General features: G+C 67.3%; 17 protein-coding genes. 6 read left to right on the top strand and 11 right to left on the bottom strand.

The genetic code is table 11. The annotated features are described in order from the left end of the window. Nucleotides 1-246: 246 nt before the first annotated feature. Together glyS and glyQ are read right to left on the bottom strand one after the other, a co-directional pair. Nucleotides 247-2,424 carry a glycine--tRNA ligase subunit beta gene (gene glyS, locus IB223_RS18595; protein ID WP_192203276.1) on the bottom strand — a complete coding sequence of 726 codons (2,178 nt, stop codon included), beginning with the start codon at nucleotides 2,422-2,424 and terminating at the stop codon, nucleotides 247-249. A 144-nt stretch (nucleotides 2,425-2,568) separates the two neighbouring features. Continuing rightward, nucleotides 2,569-3,498 carry a glycine--tRNA ligase subunit alpha gene (glyQ, locus tag IB223_RS18590; protein WP_192203275.1) on the bottom strand — a complete coding sequence of 310 codons (930 nt, stop codon included), beginning with the start codon at nucleotides 3,496-3,498 and terminating at the stop codon, nucleotides 2,569-2,571. Nucleotides 3,499-3,581: 83 nt separating this feature from the next. Here glyQ and IB223_RS18585 point away from each other — a divergent pair, with 83 nt between their 5' ends. Together IB223_RS18585 and IB223_RS18580 are read left to right on the top strand one after the other, a co-directional pair. Then, nucleotides 3,582-4,307: a glutamine amidotransferase gene (locus tag IB223_RS18585; RefSeq protein ID WP_343227228.1), complete on the top strand. Its 726-nt coding sequence runs from the start codon at nucleotides 3,582-3,584 to the stop codon at nucleotides 4,305-4,307. 32 nt (nucleotides 4,308-4,339) lie between these two features. Then, a complete protein-coding gene (locus tag IB223_RS18580; RefSeq protein WP_192203273.1) occupies nucleotides 4,340-5,221 on the top strand; it encodes a BPSS1780 family membrane protein in 882 nt (293 codons plus the stop codon). Nucleotides 5,222-5,334: 113 nt separating this feature from the next. Here the strand turns inward: IB223_RS18580 and tatC are convergent, their stop codons facing one another. The 4 genes from tatC to IB223_RS18560 form a co-directional block, all read right to left on the bottom strand. After that, nucleotides 5,335-6,087 (bottom strand): twin-arginine translocase subunit TatC, encoded by a 753-nt coding sequence (gene tatC / locus IB223_RS18575; protein WP_192203272.1) that lies wholly within the window; start codon nucleotides 6,085-6,087, stop codon nucleotides 5,335-5,337. Next, nucleotides 6,084-6,554 (bottom strand): Sec-independent protein translocase protein TatB, encoded by a 471-nt coding sequence (tatB, locus tag IB223_RS18570; RefSeq protein ID WP_192203271.1) that lies wholly within the window; start codon nucleotides 6,552-6,554, stop codon nucleotides 6,084-6,086. The genes tatC and tatB overlap by 4 nt, the downstream gene beginning before the upstream one ends. A gap of 24 nt (nucleotides 6,555-6,578) precedes the next feature. Beyond that, nucleotides 6,579-6,800, bottom strand: a complete 222-nt coding sequence (tatA, locus tag IB223_RS18565; protein WP_062353690.1) for a Sec-independent protein translocase subunit TatA — start codon at nucleotides 6,798-6,800, stop codon at nucleotides 6,579-6,581. A gap of 84 nt (nucleotides 6,801-6,884) precedes the next feature. Continuing rightward, complete coding sequence (locus tag IB223_RS18560) at nucleotides 6,885-7,742, bottom strand: lipid-binding SYLF domain-containing protein (RefSeq protein ID WP_192203270.1); 858 nt, start codon at nucleotides 7,740-7,742, stop codon at nucleotides 6,885-6,887. A 170-nt stretch (nucleotides 7,743-7,912) separates the two neighbouring features. On the opposite strand from IB223_RS18560, the gene hemH reads away from it, so the two are divergent. Continuing rightward, nucleotides 7,913-8,875: a ferrochelatase gene (hemH, locus tag IB223_RS18555; RefSeq protein ID WP_192203269.1), complete on the top strand. Its 963-nt coding sequence runs from the start codon at nucleotides 7,913-7,915 to the stop codon at nucleotides 8,873-8,875. Beyond that, entirely contained in the window at nucleotides 8,872-9,717 is an 846-nt protein-coding gene (locus IB223_RS18550) for an alpha/beta hydrolase (protein ID WP_192203268.1), read from the top strand. Before hemH ends, IB223_RS18550 begins: the two co-directional genes overlap by 4 nt. On the opposite strand, the gene IB223_RS18545 is transcribed toward IB223_RS18550, so the two are convergent. From IB223_RS18545 to ttcA, 4 genes are all read right to left on the bottom strand, one after another. After that, a complete protein-coding gene (locus IB223_RS18545) occupies nucleotides 9,718-10,317 on the bottom strand; it encodes a hypothetical protein (protein ID WP_192203267.1) in 600 nt (199 codons plus the stop codon). Between the two features lie 146 nt (nucleotides 10,318-10,463). Next, nucleotides 10,464-11,252, bottom strand: coding sequence for a SprT family zinc-dependent metalloprotease (locus tag IB223_RS18540; RefSeq protein WP_192203307.1), 789 nt, complete (start codon nucleotides 11,250-11,252; stop codon nucleotides 10,464-10,466). 81 nt (nucleotides 11,253-11,333) lie between these two features. Then, complete coding sequence (locus IB223_RS18535; protein WP_192203266.1) at nucleotides 11,334-12,236, bottom strand: recombination-associated protein RdgC; 903 nt, start codon at nucleotides 12,234-12,236, stop codon at nucleotides 11,334-11,336. Between the two features lie 162 nt (nucleotides 12,237-12,398). Next, nucleotides 12,399-13,322: a tRNA 2-thiocytidine(32) synthetase TtcA gene (ttcA, locus tag IB223_RS18530; protein ID WP_192203265.1), complete on the bottom strand. Its 924-nt coding sequence runs from the start codon at nucleotides 13,320-13,322 to the stop codon at nucleotides 12,399-12,401. A 50-nt stretch (nucleotides 13,323-13,372) separates the two neighbouring features. Between ttcA and IB223_RS18525 the strand changes: the two genes are divergently transcribed. Both IB223_RS18525 and IB223_RS18520 read left to right on the top strand, forming a co-directional pair. Next, a complete protein-coding gene (locus IB223_RS18525; protein WP_142122766.1) occupies nucleotides 13,373-13,579 on the top strand; it encodes a YdcH family protein in 207 nt (68 codons plus the stop codon). Nucleotides 13,580-13,855: 276 nt separating this feature from the next. After that, the gene (locus IB223_RS18520) at nucleotides 13,856-14,575 is read left to right on the top strand and encodes a GNAT family N-acetyltransferase (RefSeq protein WP_192203264.1); all 720 of its coding nucleotides are present in this window, start codon (nucleotides 13,856-13,858) and stop codon (nucleotides 14,573-14,575) included. A gap of 86 nt (nucleotides 14,576-14,661) precedes the next feature. Here the strand turns inward: IB223_RS18520 and plsB are convergent, their stop codons facing one another. Further along, a complete protein-coding gene (plsB, locus tag IB223_RS18515; protein WP_192203263.1) occupies nucleotides 14,662-17,346 on the bottom strand; it encodes a glycerol-3-phosphate 1-O-acyltransferase PlsB in 2,685 nt (894 codons plus the stop codon). Nucleotides 17,347-17,408: the final 62 nt, after the last annotated feature.

Genomic DNA, 17,408 nt, shown 5'->3' with positions numbered 1-17,408 from the left:
GGAACGGATATGGCATGCGCGAGAGGCGGCGCTGCAGTCCGGGTGCATCCAGGATCCGTGGAGTTTGACTCCGTCTCCCCGCGTGCGGGGAGAGGGTGCCGAAGGCGGGTGAGGGGCGAACGGAGGGGTGATGGTGCTGCGCCCGATGGGTTACAGCGCTCGGCCCCTCGTCCGCCTGCGTCTCAAGTACGGGGCAGGCCCCTCCGGGCACCTTCTCGCCGCATCTGCGGGAGAAGGAAACGCGGCTCAGCCCGACAGATGCTCGATCGCCGCGACCGCGCGGAAGCGATCGGCCAGGCGCTTCAGGAGGGCCAGCCGGTTCGCGCGTACGGCCGGGTCGTCGGCATTGACCATCACGCTGTCGAAGAACGCATCCACCTGCGGGCGCAGGCGGGCGAGGTGGTTCAACACGGTGACGTAGTCGTGGTGGTGCAGGGCCTCGTCGGTCTCGCCGAGTACGGCTTCCACCGCTTCGGCCAACGCGCTTTCCGCCGGATCGGTCAGCAGTGCGCGGTCGATCGCGTGCGGGATGGCGATGTCGGCCTTCTTCAGGATGTTGCCGATGCGCTTGTTGGCCGCGGCCAGCGCTTCGGCTTCCGGCAGCGCGGCGAACGTGCCGATGGCATCCAAGCGTGTGTCGAAGTCGTAGAGCGAGGCCGGGGCAGGATCCAGCTCAGCAACCGCACTGAAATGAGCAGCAGGCACGCCTTTCTCTGCGTAATAGCTGCGTAGGCGATCAAGAATAAACGGATAAATCTCTTGGAAATTGGTTTCTACCAATGACCTTTGCTGGCTGTGTGTTGTGGGCGCATCTACTCCCTTCTCGCGTGCGGATTCAGCGGCAGCCACTTTCGTGCGCAGAGACACGTCGGACATCGCAAACATGACGAGTTCGGCCGCCTTTTGAATCAATGAGCGGATATCCAGATTGAACCCACTCTCAATCACCGTCCTCGCCAACCCCAGCGCATTACGGCGCAACGCGAACGGATCCTTGTTGCCGGTCGGCTTCAACCCAGCGGCGAATCCACCCGCCAGCGTATCCAGCCGCTCCGCAATCGCCAGCACCTTGCCCAGCGGCGACAGCGCGATGTCGTCACCGGCGAAGCGCGGCTGGTAGGCCTCGTCGATGGCCAGCGCGATCTCCTTCGGTTCGCCCGCCGCGAGCGCATAGTGGCGGCCCGCGATGCCCTGCAGTTCGGGGAACTCGTTGACCATGCGCGACTGCAGGTCGTTCTTCGCCAGCAGCGCCGCCTTGCGAGCCTGTTCGGGATCTGCACCGACCTGCGCTGCGATCGTCGCGGCCAGTTCGGCTACGCGCGCCACCTTGTCGGCGACACTTCCCAGCTTGGCCTGGTAGGTGACGGTCTTCAGGCCGTCGCCCATCGACACGAGACCCTGCTTCAGATCTTCATCGAAGAAGAACTTCGCGTCGGAGAAGCGCGGACGGATCACACGCTCGTAGCCCTTGCGCACTTCATCGACATTCTGCGACTCGATGTTGGCGATGCCGATGAAATGCTCGGTCAGCTTGCCGCCATCGCTCAGCACCGGGAAGAACTTCTGGTTGATCTCCATCGTCTCGATCAACGCTTCCTGCGGCACGGCCAGGAACGCGGATTCGAAGCTGCACAGCACTGCGGCCGGCCATTCGGTCAGGCAGACCACCTGCTCCAGATTGTCGTCGGTGATGCGCGCGCTGCCGCCGGCCTGTGCGGCGGCCTTCTGCACGGCGGCGACGATGCGCGTGCGGCGTTCCTCCGGATCTACCAGCACGCGGGCGCCGCGCAGGGCGTCCACGTAATCGTCCGGGTTGCCGATCCACACCGGCTTGTCGTGTTCGAAACGGTGCCCACGGCTCATGCGGTCGGACTTCACGCCCAGCACATCGGCCTCCACCACGTCCTTGCCCAGCAGCAGCACCAGCCAGTGCACCGGCCGCGCGAACGCATAGTCGTGGTCGCCCCAGCGCATCGGCTTGGGGATCGGCATGGCGGCCAGCGCCTCGCGCACGATCTCTGCCAGAAGGTCCGCAGTCCTCGCGCCCGGCTTCACCGCGCGGTGGACGAAGCGCTCGCCCTTGCCGTCGGTGATGCGTTCAAGCGCGGTCCAGTCGATACCGGCCTTGGCGGCGAAGCCTTCCAGTGCCTTGGTCGGCACGCCGTTCGCGTCCAGCGCGATGTTGAGGTATGGGCCGAGGACTTCGGACTTCTGTTCCGGCTGTTCCACGTCGACGACGGGCAACAGCACCGCCAGGCGGCGTGGCGTGTAAAGCGGCTTGGCATCGCCACGCTCGAAGCCGATGCCGCGCTTTTCAAGCGCGGCGATCACGCCGTCGAAGAAGGCCTGCGCCAGGCCCGGCAGCGCCTTGACCGGCAGCTCTTCGGTGCCCAGTTCGACCAGCAGGGATTTTTGTTCGCTCATGTGCATGCAACCTTGAGTTGTTCCCTTCTCCCTGCGGGAGAAGGTGCCCGAAGGGCGGATGAGGGGCGAGCGGAGTCATGACGGCCAAACCATCGGGACTCCATCGCCCCTCTCCCCAACCCCTCTCCCGAGGGGAGAGGGGCTTTATTCAGTGTCTTTCTTCAATCCCGGGAAACCCAGTTTCTCCCGCTGCGCGTAATACGCCTCCGCCACCGCCTGCGCCAGCTTGCGCACGCGCAGGATGTAGCGCTGGCGTTCGGTCACGGAAATGGCGCGGCGCGCATCCAGCAGGTTGAAGCTGTGGCTGGCCTTGCAGACCTGCTCGTAGGCGGGCAGCGGCAGGCCTACGTCGACCAGCTTCAGCGCTTCCTTTTCGCACGCGTCGAAACGGTGGAAGAGCTCGGCCACATCGGCATGCTCGAAGTTGTACGTGCTCTGCTCGACTTCGTTCTGGTGGTACACATCGCCGTACTTCACCACGCCCTGCGGACCGACCGTCCACACCAGGTCATACACGTTGTCGCAGTTCTGCAGGTACATGCACAGGCGTTCCAGCCCGTACGTGATCTCGCCCAGCACCGGGCGGCATTCCAGGCCGCCTGCCTGCTGAAAGTAGGTGAACTGGGTGACTTCCATGCCGTTCAACCAGACTTCCCAGCCCAGACCCCAGGCCCCCAGCGTGGGCGACTCCCAGTTGTCCTCGACGAAGCGCAGGTCGTGCACGCGCGGATCGATGCCCAGCGCCTTCAATGAACCCAGGTAGAGCTCCTGGATGTTGTCGGGGTTGGGCTTCATCACCACCTGGTACTGGTAGTAGCGCTGCAGGCGGTTGGGGTTCTCGCCGTAGCGGCCATCGGTGGGGCGGCGGCTGGGCTGCACGTAGGCGGCATTCCACGGCTCCGGCCCCAGCGCACGCAGGAACGTGGCCGGGTGGAAGGTGCCGGCACCCACTTCCAGGTCCAGCGGCTGGATCAGCACGCAGCCCTGCTCGGCCCAGTACTGGTTCAGCGTCTGGATCAGGTTCTGGAATGTCAGGCCCTGGAAAGTTGCCGGTGAAATTGTCTGTCCGGTCATCGACTTATCGTGCACTGCGGAAAAGCGGGCTAGTATACGGGCAAGCCCTTTTCCCGCTGATGTTTGCCGTCGTGGATGCCGCCGTGAAAGCCCCTTTCCTCATCGTTGAAACCGGCCAGCCGGTGCGCTCGATGCGACGGTATGGCGGCTTCCCGCACTGGATCCGCGTGGCGGCCGGGTTGGAGGCGGACGAAACCGTGGTGGCGAACGTGGAGCGGGGCGATGCATTGCCACGCCGCGAAGGCTTTGCCGGCGTCATCGTCAGCGGCTCGGCCGCGATGGTCACCGACCGGGCCGACTGGAGCGAACGCAGTGCGGACTGGCTGCGCCACGCGGCCCATGAAGGCCTTCCGCTGCTGGGCATCTGCTACGGCCATCAGCTGCTGGCGCACGCGCTGGGCGGCGAGGTGGCCTACAACCCGGCCGGGCGCGAATCCGGCACCGTCCACATCGACCTGCATCCGCAGGCGCAGGACGACCCGCTGTTCGGCGCGCTGCCACTGAAGTTCACCGCCCACGCCACCCATGTGCAGACCGTGGCGCGGCCGCCGGAGGGCGCCACCGTGCTGGCGCGTTCCGAGCAGGACGATTGCCATGCGTTCCGCTGGCGCGACCACGCCTGGGGCGTGCAGTTCCATCCCGAATTCGCCACCCATCACATGCGCGGCTACGTGCATGCCCGCGCCGACCACCTGCGCAGCGAAGGCCGTTGCCCCGGCAGCATCGCTCGCAGCGTGACGGCGGCGCCGCAAGCCCGCAAACTATTGCGGCGGTTCGTCCGCCATGCGCGTGGCCTGCACGCGCGCTGAGTCCACCGCTGCGCCCTCTCCAGAGAACCCCGATGTCGACGATCAACAAGGTGCCGGCCAGTGCCGGCGCGGAATGGCTGCTGGCGGGCTTCGCGCTGCTGAAGCGCGCGCCCGTGCCGCTGGCCACGCTGGCCGTGCTGTGGGGCCTGCTGTCGATGGGCGTGATGCTGGTGGCCGTCACGCTGCCTGCCATGACGGTGGCCATGCAGTTCCTGCTGGTGCTCGCCGGTCCGCTGTTCTTCGCAGGCATGCTCTGGGCCGTGCGCGAAGTGGACCAGGGTCGCGCCGCGCAGCCCTCCAACCTGCTGCAGCCCGTGCGCGACGGCCATGCGCCGGCCTTGTTGGCCACCCTGCTGCCGCAATTGTTCGCGGCCCTGGTGATGGGCACGCTGCTGTTCGTCCTGGTGGGCACCGAACAACTGCAGCATCTGGCCGATGTCTACCAGAAGATGCAGACCATCGCCGAAGCCGGGGGCCAACCCGATCCTTCCCTGGTGGAAGGCCTGCCTGCCGGTCGCCTGTTGTTGTGGCTGCTGCTGGTGGCGATCGTCTTCGTGGCCGTGAAGTGGATGACCTTCATCGCCTCGCCGCAGATCCTCTTCTCGGGCACCCATGTCATGGAGGCCATGCGCAACAGCCTGCGTGCCTGCCTGCACAACTGGACCGCGATGCTGGTGTTCTACCTGCTGGCGGGGATCGCCATCTTCGCGGTCGGCATCGGCTCCTTGCTCGTGGCCTCGATCCTGGCGCTGGCGGTGGGCGCGACCATCGCGATGGGGCTGTGGCAGTTCACCCTGATGGCGGTGGTGATGCCGGTGCTGGCCGGTGCGGCGTACGCGGCATGGCGGCAGATGCTGGGTGAGGGCGCGGTCGCTCCGGGTGCATCGGCGGCGCCGACCAGGATCGAAGTCTGAGCTTCGACATCGCCATGCGGCGGGCCAGGGCCCGCCCTACGAGGCGACCGGGTGGCTAAAGCGCGATGGTTCTCCATCCGGGCGCGCTGCGGCGCGCTTGCTGCCGCGACTGCTCAGGCGCTCTCGGGGCGCGGTTTCAGCCAGCTCGCCGCGACGATGCCCAGTTCGTACAGCAGGCACATGGGGATGGCGAGCATCAGCTGCGACACCACGTCCGGCGGGGTGATCAGCGCGGCGACGACGAACACGCCGACGATGGCGTAGCCGCGGCCCTCGCGCAGTTGCTGCGGTGTCACCCAGCCCAGCAACACCATGATCACCAGCGCCACCGGCAGCTCGAAGCTCACGCCGAACGCCAGGAAGATCACCATCACGAAGTCCAGGTACTTCGCCGGGTCCGGCGCCAGCGTCACGATGTCCGGCGTGAACACCGTCAGTGCGTGGAACACGCTGGGCAGCACCAGGAAATACGCGAACGCGCAGCCTGCATAGAACAGCACGATGGCCGACGCCAGCAACGGCACCGCCAGCCGCTTCTCATGCTTGTACAGCCCGGGCGCGACGAAGCTCCACGCCTGGTAGAGCAGCCACGGCGAGGACAGGAACAGGGCGGTGAAGAAAGCCAGCTTGATCGGCGCGAAGAAGCCCGAGGTCGGGTCGCTGGCGATCATCTGTGCGGCCTGTCCGGCCGGCAGCTGAGAAATCAACGGCTGCGCCAGGCGGTCGTAGAGCTGGCGCACGAAGGGCAGCAGCGCCAGCAGGATGACCCCCGTGCCCGCCAGTCCGCGCACCAGCCGCGTGCGCAGCTCCAGCAGGTGTTCCATCAGGCTGCTTTCGGCTTCCTGGTTCGAGGATTCGCGGTTCATCGCGTCTCCCTCGGCGGGAACAGGTCGGGCGTGGTGCCGGTCTCGGGCGTGTCGGTGGCATCCGTACCGGCGGGTGTTTCGACAGCGTCAGGCACCTCTCCGGTCGCCGCCGGCGGCCTTGCCAGCGCGGGTGGCGTGATCGCCGATGCAACGTCGTCATGCAACGCCTTCGCGTCGTCGCGCGCGGCCTGGCGCACTTCCTCGAACTGCTGCTCGGTTTCGCGGGCGCTGTCGCGGATGCGTTGCTCGGTCTCGCGCATCGCGTCCTTGGCGTCCTGCAAGTTGCGCTTCAGCTCGTCGGCGGCGAGTTCGCGTTCCAGCTCGTCCTTCACCGAATACCACTGCGCGCGCGCGCGACGCACCCACAGGCCGGCGAAGCGCGCTGCCTTGGGCAGGCGCTCGGGGCCCAGTACGATCAACGCGACGATGGCGATGACCAGCAGTTCACTGAAACCGATGTCGAACATGGCCGCGGCCGCGATGCCGCGCGATCAGTTGGCGTCGCGGTCGCGCTCTTTGGCGGCGCTGGACTCGTCGGTGCGCGACTGGTCGTTCAACTGGCCGGCCGGCTTGTCGTCGTCCTTCATGCCCTTCTTGAAGCCCTTGACCGCCTCGCCCAGGTCCTGGCCGGCGTTGCGCAGGCGCTTGGTCCCGAAGACGAGCAACACGACCACCAGCACGATGATCCAATGCCAGATGCTCAAACCGCCCATGGTGTGTACTCGCTGGAAAAGTCGGGGCGCTCAGGATAGCGCAGGCGGACCGCCGGGATGGCGATCCACCGCCCATTACTTCCGTTACGGGTTGCCGTCCAGCGGTTCGGTGCGTACTTCGCCGTCCTGCACCGGTTCGAAGCCCTGCGCCTGCGCGGGGGCTTCCACCACGACCGGTGCGGTGACGGGGGCGGGCGTGGACGCCGCTACCTGCGTGGACGTCCCCGTGGTGCCGCGATTGCCCCGCGCGAGTTCGGTGACTTCTTCCAACTGGTCGCGGAAACCGACCACGGCGCTGGAAGGCTGGCCGGCGCGGCTCTCGAAGATCGCGCGTGGCGTCGCGGCGCTGCCGTAGACCGACGTGTTGGCCTCGTCATCGATCTGCAGCACGGCGCCATCCAGTGCGACGCCGGCGAACAGGCCGCGCGCGCGCGACCACGACCAGATTTCGGCCTTCAGCTGGCCATCGGTGGCGGCACTGGCATTGCGGCCCACCGGACCCGCCGCCACGCCGGCATCCGCACCCAGGGTGAACTTGCCATTGACGATGGAGTCCAGCGAGCGGTCATTGCGGAACACCAGCACCACGTCCGAAGACTGCACGCCGGCCTGGAAGCCGATGCTGCCGCCGGTGAGCTTGACGAACACCGGCTGCGACCAGCTGCCATCGGCGCTTTTCACCGACATCAGGCCGTGGCCACGACGGCCGCCGATCACCAGTCCCGCCTTGAGCGTGTCCGGGATGACGATGATGGCCTTGCCTTCGTCCAGCAGCTTGTCGGGGATGCCGTTCTCCGGAATGCGCTGGATTTCGTTGAGCACGCGCACCGCGTTGTTCGCGCGCTCGTCCTCCTTCGGACCTGCGATGGCCTGCCCGGCGAACAGGGCGGCGGCGAGCGCGAGGGCGGTGGGCGGCAGCAGGCGGCGGGACGTGCGGTTCATGGGCGGCTCCAGAAGCGGATTGGCAGCAAGTTACTGCAATCGCTTGAAAATAGGCGTGAATGGATGAATCGCCACTGACGCTGGACGGTGCTCGCCGCAGTTCGCGAGGTCGATCGCTGCAATGGGATTTCCGGATCGGTGTGCGTACACGGCTCTGCCACAATAACGGGATGCCCGATACCTCTCCCACCGCCTTGCTCGCCGTCAACCTGGGCACCCCGGAAGCGCCGACGGCGCCCGCCGTGCGCCGGTACCTGTCCGAGTTCCTGCACGACCATCGCGTGGTCCAGCTGACCCGCTGGCTGTGGTGCCCGCTGCTGCATTTCCTGATCCTGCCGCTGCGCGGTCCCAAGGCCGCAGCCAAGTACGCGAGCATCTGGATGCCGGAGGGTTCGCCGCTCGCCGTGTACACCCGTCGGCTGGCCGGAGCGGTGCAGGCGCGGCTGCCGGACTGGCACGTGGTCGATGCGATGCGTTACGGGCAGCCCTCCGTGGGCGCGCGCCTGGAGGCGATGCGCGCCGCCGGGGTGCAACGTGTGGTGGTGCTGCCGCTGTATCCGCAGTACTCCACCACCACCACCGAGTCCGTGCGCGATGTGATCACCCGGGAAGCCGCAGGGCTGGAGGTGCATTTCATCGAGGACTACTCGGTCGACCCCGGCTGGCTGGCGGCCGTGACGGCATCGATCCGGCAGTGGCGGCGGGCGAACGGTGCCGGCGAGCACCTGCTGTTCTCATATCACGGACTGCCGCAGCGGCTTGCCCGCAATGGCGATCCGTATCCGCAACGCTGCCAAGCGAGCACGCACGCCATCGTGCAGGCGCTGGGATTGCGCGACGACGAATGGACCCTGACCTACCAGTCGCGCTTCGGCAAGGAACGCTGGTTGGAACCTGCCACCGACGTGACCTTGCGCGAACTCGCTGCGCGCGGGGTACGCAAGGTGGACGTGGTGTGCCCCGGCTTCGCGGTCGACTGTCTGGAAACGCTGGAGGAGGTGGGGATCGGCTTTGCCGAGGAATTCGCGCATGCCGGTGGCGAGCTGCGCTACCTGCCCTGCCTGAATGACGATCCTGCCCATGCCGATGCGCTGGCGGCACTGGCGCAGCGCGCCGTCGGCACCGACGCATGATGTTGCGCGAGTTCGAGGTCGACATTCCACTGGGCCGGATCACGGGACTTCGTGGCGGCGGTGACGGCCCGCGCGTGCTCGCCCTGCATGGCTGGCTGGACAACGCGGCGAGCTTCATTCCGTTGGCCGCCCACCTGCCCGGGGTGCAACTGGCCGCGCCCGACCTGCCGGGCCACGGCCGCAGTGCGCATCTGGCGCCGGGAGCGGAATACACCAGCGGCGTGGCGGTCAATGCCGTGCTCGACATCGCGGATGCGCTGGGATGGGACACGTTCTCGCTGCTCGGTCACTCGATGGGTGCCGGCATCGCGAGCCTGGTGGCCGCGTCCGTTCCGGATCGTGTTCGCCGGCTGGTAGCCATCGAAGCCCTGGGCGGGCTGGCCGAAACCGTCGAGCGCACGGCCGACCGATGGCGCGAAGCCATTGCCGCGGCGCGCGCGCTGCCGGGCAAGCAACTGCGCGTGTTCACCGACCTGGCCGCGCCGGTCCGCGCGCGCATGCAGGCAAACCAGTTGAGCGAGCCTGCCGCCCGGTTGCTGGTCGAGCGCGGCGTCCGGCCCGTGGAGGGCGGCTTCGTCTGGAGCAGCGATCCGCGCCTGACGCTGCCTACGCCGCAGCGCCTTTCAGAGGCGCAGCTGGCGCGTCTCGTGGCAGGCATCGAATGCCCCACCACGGTGATCTATGCGGACCCGCCGCAAGCCTATTTCCCGGAACCGTTGCGGACACAGCGCGCCGCGCTGCTGCCCGATGGGCGCCTGCATGTACTGGCGGGCACCCATCACCTGCACATGGAGGATCCGGCGGCGGTCGCCGCACGGATGCTGGCGTTCCTGCGGCAGTGATCAGCCGCGCTTGGCGCGCTGGAAATCCAGCGCCAGCCGGATGTCGCCCTTGCGGATCGGCGCGGTACTGCGCCACCACGCCGTGGTGACCGCGTCGAGCTCGGGATCCTGCTGGGCCAGTCGCCGCAGGAGGGTGATGTCTTCCGCGCTGGCCAGCTGCTCGTCCGGCAGGTAGTACTGCTCGAGTGGAAGGCGTGCGGCGTCCGGCGTGCGCGTGAGCCGCGCGAGCAGCGCCACCGCCGCCAGCGCCAACAGGACGTAGCCGGTCAACAAGGTGGGCAGGGAGTTCTGGATGCTGCCAACCCAGGCCAGTGCCGCAGCGGCAGGCACCAGCAATGCCAGCAGTCTGGCGCGGCGATCGAATCGCTGGATCTGGCTGGCTGTGCGTCGGCGTTCCCGCGCCCGCTCGCTGATCTCCTCCACGGATACACCCTTCCGGCTCATCAGCGCGCGCCGCGCGGCGAGGCTGGTGGCGGTTTCCGAACCTGGCATGGCGTACAGCGAAAAGGCTTTCAGCGAGGCCACGGTGTCGGCCTGGCGGACTGGCCCGGTTGCGGCCGGGGTCGCGGGAATCGCGCGCGAGGGGGCGGGACGGGTCATTGGGCGGGTACCGGAGAAGACGAGGTGCCGGAGTGCAGGCCCGCTCTCCGTGCGGAACCTGCCATCTCCGGCATGTCTTCTTGATTCGTGACGCATGTCTCATTCCGGACATCGGCGCCGGAAGTCTGCGGGTTCGCAGGCCGGTCTCAGGGGGTGGCCAGCAGCCTGTGCAGTCGCGCTTTCAGGCGGCGGCCCTCGGCATGGAAATAGGCGCGCTCGTCGCGCCAGGCGGGGAAGCGCGCTTCCACTTCCTGCCAGAAAGCCGGCGAATGGTTGGCCTGCAGCAGGTGGCACAACTCGTGGACGAGCACGTATTCGAACGCCGAAGGCCGCCCCAGCACGAGGGCCAGATCCAGTGCCAGCGTGCCGTCGGGAGCCAGTGAGCCCCACTGGGACGACATGGTCTTCAGCCGGATCTGACGGGGCGCGCGTGGCAATCCCGCCAGATAACCGGGCAGCCAGCGGCCGATGTCGGCCCGCGCCTGCGCTTCATAGAAGGCACGCAGGGTGCGCTGCAGGCTGGCAGCACTGGTCCGCGACGTTGTGTGCATGTGCAGCGCATCACCGACCCGCTCGATGCGCGCGTAACGGCCCTCGTGCCAGTGGAGTGACAGATACTCGCCCCGCAGCGGCAGGCGATCGGTCCGGCCGGGCACCAGGGTGTCGTCCCCGTCGTCCGGCGCGTGCCGGGTGAGCTGCGCTGCGAGCCAGTCGCGGTGTTGCTGCAGGAAGCGGTCCCCCGCCACCAGGCTGGCGCGCAGGGGAAGCGTCAGCCGCGCACCGCGCTCGTCGATGCTGAGCTTGAGGCGCTTCGCACGGGGATCACGGACGCGTTGCACGTCAAGTATGCGTCCGTCATCGAGTTCCAGGGTGATGGTGTCCCGCTCGACGCTGCGTGGCGCGCGGGCGATCAGGAGAGAGTGCAGCGAAGGCATGCCCACGATTGTAGTGGGCATGCGCGGGCTGGAGGTGGCGGATGCGATTCAGCCGCACCCGATCCCGCTTCCCTGGATGGCTCAATCCGCCTTGCTGAGCTTGAGCGCGTGCTCCAGCATCAGGAACAGGCGCTTCACCTCGCCGGACATCAGTGCGAAGCGGGCATCCAGTTCGGCGCGCAGGTCGTCGTGCTCGGTGTTCTCGAGCTGGTCGACCGCGCCGTCGAGGAACTTCAGCTTGCGCACGATCAGGTCCTCGCCGAGGACGAACGACACGTGGTCGTCCAGCACCAGCGCCAGCTTGGTGACCTGCTTGCCGGCGTCCAGGTGCTTGGCGATCTCGTCGCTCTGCAGGTCCTGGTTCTGGCACTTCACCACCGCGCCGCCTTCCATCGCGTCCTTCAGCTCGCACTCCTCGCCCAGCGACAGGCCTTCCGGCAGCGGTTCGCCGGCGATCCAGCCGGTCAGCACGCTGCGCGGCGCCACTTCGGCATTCAGCGGCAGCGCGGGGAAGCTGCCCAGCGCGCGTCGGACTTCCGACACCACGTTCTCGCCGGTCTTGCGCGACGACGCATCGACGGCGATGAAGCCGTGCTCCAGGTCGATCAGCGCGTCGGTGCGCGAGGGTTTGACGAAGGCGCGCGGCAGCAGTTCATGCAGCAGGTCGTCCTTCAGTCGCTTGCGGGTCTTGCCACCGGGCTTGCGGCCTTCCTTCGCCTCGATTTCCTGCAGCTTCTTCTGCAGCAGGTCGTTGACCACGGCGCCGGGCAGGATCTTGTCCTCGCCACCCACGCTCAGCCAGATCGCGTCGTTGATGCGGTGGGACAACGTGTCGTCACCGCGGCCGAACGGCGAGATGAAACCGCGCGAGGACAGTTCGAGTGGGCCGACCGGTTTGAGTACGGCTTCGGGAAGCAGTTCGTCGAGTTGGGAGAAATCCAGCGAAGTCGGGAAGCGGAACAGGGTCAGGTTGCGAAAGAACATCGGGGAATCAGGGTCCGGTAAATGAGGGGGATGCGCGTTGTTGCTTTGCCCGCCGTCCCGGCCAAGGGCGGGATCCATTCTGCTTCTGCTGTCCGTCAGCCCGCTGGAGCGCAACTGCAAGGATCCAGCTTTCGCCAGGATGACGGCGGGCGTGTGGCGAGGTCAGGTGTCCTCGTCCGCCGAGGTGGGGTGCGGTTCGCCCGCCAGCCATGCCTGCGCATCGGGCAAGGCGGCGCCGTCGCGGTGGCCCAGGGAGAGGAAATCGAACAGGTTCGGATCGCTGAGCTGCGACGGGCGGATATCGCCCAGCGCGCGCGCGATGGTCTCGATGCGGCCGGGCGTCTCGCGCTCCCACGCATCCATCATCTTCTTGACCTGTTTGCGCTGCAGGTTCTCCTGGCTGCCGCACAGGTTGCAGGGGATGATGGGGAATGACTTCGCCTCGGCGTACTGGGCGATGTCGCCTTCGCGCACATAGGCCAGCGGGCGGATCACCACATGCTTGGCGTTGTCAGACAGCAGCTTGGGCGGCATGCCGGAGAGCTTGGCGTGGAAGAACATGTTCAGGAAGAACGTCGCCACCAGGTCGTCGCGGTGGTGGCCCAACGCGATCTTGGTGAAGCCGTTTTCCTCGGCGTAGCTGTACAGCGCGCCACGGCGCAGGCGCGAGCACAGCGAACACATGGTCTTGCCTTCCGGGATCACCCGGCTGACCACCGAATACGTGTCCTGCTCGATGATGTGGTACGGCACGCCCGCACGTTCCAGGTATTCCGGCAGCACGTGCTCGGGAAAGTCCGGCTGCTTCTGGTCCAGGTTGACCGCGACCAGTTCGAAGCTGACCGGCGCCTTCTTCTGGAGCTGCAGCAGGATGTCCAGCATCGTGTAGCTGTCCTTGCCGCCGGACAGGCACACCATGACCTTGTCGCCCTCCTTGATCATGCCGAAGTCGGCGATCGCCTGGCCCACCTGGCGGCGCAACCGCTTGGCCAGCTTGCCCTGTTCGTGCGCGGCGCGGCGCGGATCGGCGACAGGGCGGCGCAGGACGGGGTCGGGCAAGGGCAGGACGGTACTCATGGACGTCATTGTACCGGGGTGCGGTGACGCCCTTGCCGCCGCCGGTGTACGCTCGCCGCGTGGAGATCAGCAACCCCGCCGACATCACCCAGAAGGTCACCGAACTCAAGCTCGAGCACCGCGAGCTGGACGAGGCGATCGCGCGCCTGGTGGATGATGCCGACGCCGACGAGGTGGCGATCAAGCGCCTGAAGAAGCGCAAGTTGTGGCTGAAGGACTGCATCGCGCGGCTGGAGAGCGCGTTGATTCCCGACGAGCCGGCCTGAGCCCGCGCGCCGCGCGACAGCCCGGATCTGACGCTGTGCGTCACCCCCTGCCGGCGCGGACGCGTGCGTCCCGCACGTCGGGGTCGCCAGAAGCCTGAAATACCCGTCCGTGACCCCCGTGGTTCTCTTCCGGAGCGATCGGCACAGTTGGCCCGATGCTTGCTTGATTTCCCGGCGTGGGGGTTTTCCCTACGACCGACCGTTTGCCGTCCTGCCGGCGCCGCGGTTCCCAATGACTGGCTGCGTGCGCCTCCGGCGCCGTGGCGAGGGAGTGGCATGGAGCAGGACAAACCGTTCAATCACCGCACGCCATCGTCGGCCCGCGAGGCACGGCTGGTGGCAGCGTCGGCGGACGAGGCGATGGCCGGGCTGGGCCTGCGCACGCATCGCTTTGCGCCAGGCGATTCCCTGGGCGACGTGCCGCGCCTGCGGCGCGAGGTGTATTTCCACGAGCGGGGCCAGTTCGGCGACCGGAGCAAGCGTGTCACCGACGGTCTGGACGCGTGCGGCACCACGCTGGCGGTGGAAAAGGGTACGCAGGCGATCGCCACCCTGCGCCTGCACGACTTCGCGCCGCTGGCCGTGCAGGTGGAGTACGGCAGCCTGTTCCAGATCGACGCCTTCGCGCGCTCCTGGCCCCTGGCGCAGGTCGCGGTGGGTACGCGTTTCGCCGTGCAGGCCGACCAGCGCAGCAAGCCGGTGGTGGACCGGTTGATGGAAGAAGCGTACCGCTGGGCGCAGGAAAACCGCATCCAGTTCTGCCTGCTGGCATGCGAGCCGTTCCTGCACGATGTGTTCGAGCACTATGGCTTCCGCGAATACCTGCCCCCGGCCATCCTGCCGGGCGGCGTGGACCTGTTGCGGATGGTGCTGGTGATCGAGGACGAGCCCTATCTGTCCGAATGCGGCTCGCCCCTGCACCGCCTGATACGCGATCCCTCGCGCGCGCTGCCGGCGAAGGCATGGTTGACGCGCTCGTTCAATGCGGTGTCCTGAGCGGCGCTGCCATGCGAAAACGAAACCGGCGGGTCAGCCCCTGCATGATGCGGCGGGCATGACCATCAGCTTCCAGTAGCAGGACCTCAGTCCTGCGGCGTCGGTGTCGGCTCGGCCGGTTTGGCGGCTTCCGGGCTGACCTTCTCGATGGTGTGGCGCAGTTCGCGGCCGAGAATGGCCTTGGCGTCGCGCGCCCAGGCATCCAGGCGTTCGTCGAACAGCAGCTTGCTGTTCTCGTCGGGCCAGACCAGCTTCAGTTCGCGCAGTTTCTGGATGAAGCCGCGGAACAGGGTCTTGTCGAAGAATTCCGGCGCGGCAGGCGCGTACAGCAGGCTCAGGCGCTGTGCGGCCTGCTGGCATAGGCTCTCCAGCTCGGCGGCACCCAGCGTGCCGGGGCCGTTCTTCACCAGTACCGAGATGGCGATGTAGTAGCGCTCGAACGCCTGCTGCAGCGAGTGGCCGATCGCGCGCAGGCGGAACACTTCGTCGGTCTGGCCGGCGCTGCGCGCCAGGATGCCGCCATCGTCGTCGTTGACCTGCTGCAACAGGCCCTCGCGGATGAACACCTCGATGGTGCGTTCCATGCGTTCGGCGAACTCGTCCTCGCTCCATGGCAGGAACAGCTCTTCCTGCAGGAACGGATACAGCGTGCGGCCCAGGCGCAGCACGCCGGCACGGCTCATGCGGCGGTTGTTCTGGAAGCAGCAGGCGATCCACGACGAGGCCGTGAACAGGTGCAGCACGTTGTTGCGGTAGTAGCTCAGCAAGACGGCGGTATCGTCGTCCACGCTCAGCACATCGCCGAGCGGATGCTTGATCCGCTGCAGCATGTTGATCTCCTCGGCATGGGAGATGATGCGGTCGGGCGAGTGCGGGGTGACGGTCACGCGGTCGGAATACGGCAGTTCCGCCAGCAGCGTCTTGGACAGTTCGATCTGCGCGATCAGGTCGGCTTCGCCCATCGCGTGCTTGGGCGTGGACAGCAGCGCCAGCGCCAGCAGGTTGATCGGGTTCACGTCGGCGGCGCGGTTGATGTTGACCTGGATCTGCTGGGCCAGCGCATCCACGATCTCGGACAGCCACGCGGGCTTTTCCTCTTCGCCCACCGGCGTGCCGTCCCACTCGGGCGCGTACTTGGCCAGGGCGTCGTTCAACGGAATCGGTTCGCCGAAGTTCACCACCACCTGGCCGTAGTTCTGCCGCAGCACCTTGGGGATGCCCCACAGCACGGCCCAGATGGATTCCTTTTCCTTCGGCCTGCCACTCAGTTCGTCCAGGTAGCTGGTGCCTTCGAGCAGCTTTTCGTAACCGATGTAGACCGGCTGGAACAGCACCGGCTTGCGCGGTTGGCGCAGGAAGGCGCGCAGCGTCATCGAGATCATGCCGCCCTTCGGCGGCAGCAGCCGGCCGGTGCGCGAGCGCCCGCCTTCGATGAAATACTCCAGCGAGTAGCCGCCGGACACCAGCTGCGCCACGTATTCGGTGAACACCGCCGAGTACAGCGGGTTGCCGCGGAAGCTGCGGCGCATGAAGAACGCGCCGCCCTTGCGCAGCAGTGTGCCCACCACCGGCAGGTTGAGGTTGATGCCGGCGGCGATGTGCGGGGGCACGATGCCGCGTTCGTACAGCAGGTACGACAGCAGCAGGTAGTCCATGTGGCTGCGGTGGCACGGCACGTAGACGACTTCGTGGCCGGGCGCGGCTTCCTTGAACTTGTCCAGGTGATGGACCAGCACGCCGTCGTAGATCTGGTTCCAGACGTGGCTCAGGAGGAAGCTGGCCGAGCGGACCACCGGGTTGGAATAATCGGCGGCGATTTCCCAGGCGTACGCGTGCGCTTTCTTCCACGCGTCCTCGGGCTTGGACTTGTCGCGGCGTGCCTGCTCGACGATGGCTTCCTTCACCGGCTCGGCGGCCAGCACCTGGTCCACCAGCAGGCGGCGCGTGGACAGGTCGGGGCCGATGATGGCTTCGCGGATGCGGTGGAAGTGCGTACGCAGCACGCGCGACAGCTTGCGCACGGTGCGTTCCGGTTCCAGGCCTTCATCGACCGTGCCGCGCAGCGAGACGGGCGGCGCGAACCGCACGATGGTGCCGCGGCCGTTGAGCAGGATCGCAAGCAGGCGGCGGAAGCGGCCGACGATGGCCCAGTTCTCGGAGAACAGCACCGAGAACCAGCCGCTCTGCTTGTCCGGCGCGCGGCCGACGAAGATCGACACCGGCACCAGCTGCACGTCCAGCCCGGGGTTGGCCCGATGCGCCTGCAACAGCTTGGCCAGCGAACCGGAATGGGTCTTGGCGCTGACCTGGTCGGGGATCAGCGTGCTGGCATTGCGGCGCGACAGCGCCACGTAAGCGCGTTTGCGGCCGAGCGGATTGCCGCCGACCGGTAGCGGCACCAGCGGCGAAGGCAGGCCGGCGTCGCGGCAGGCGCGATCGAGGATCAGCGCGTTCGACAGGCCGTAGTCTTCCAGCACGTAGCAGACCGGGCGCCCGTCCAGCAGGCCACCCGGCGATTCGGGTTCGATGTTCAGGGCCAGCCACGGATCGGCCACTCGGCCGAGCAGGCGCGCCCACAATGGCCGCTTGGCCTGGCGATGGGCGGGCGGCGTCATCGGGACACCCGCCGTGACGGGCGCATCGGCGACCACCTGGGTGTCCGGGGTGTTTCCGGGCGCGGCGGGGTCCGTCGCACCCGGGGTCTTCTCCGGCGGCGTCGGTTTCGGGGCATCCGGGAACGGCAGGGGATTCTGTTCAGGCATCCGGCGCATTATGGCGCACGCCCGTGACCGGCTGGGAAGCGGTTACAGGTTCAGGCAGGCGCCCTCTGTCC

Origin of the sequence: Pseudoxanthomonas sp. PXM03 (assembly GCF_014852005.1) — a bacterium.
In the GTDB taxonomy this organism is placed as follows: Bacteria; Pseudomonadota; Gammaproteobacteria; order Xanthomonadales; family Xanthomonadaceae; genus Pseudoxanthomonas_A.
This window is presented reverse-complemented; position numbering and strand designations above follow the sequence as displayed.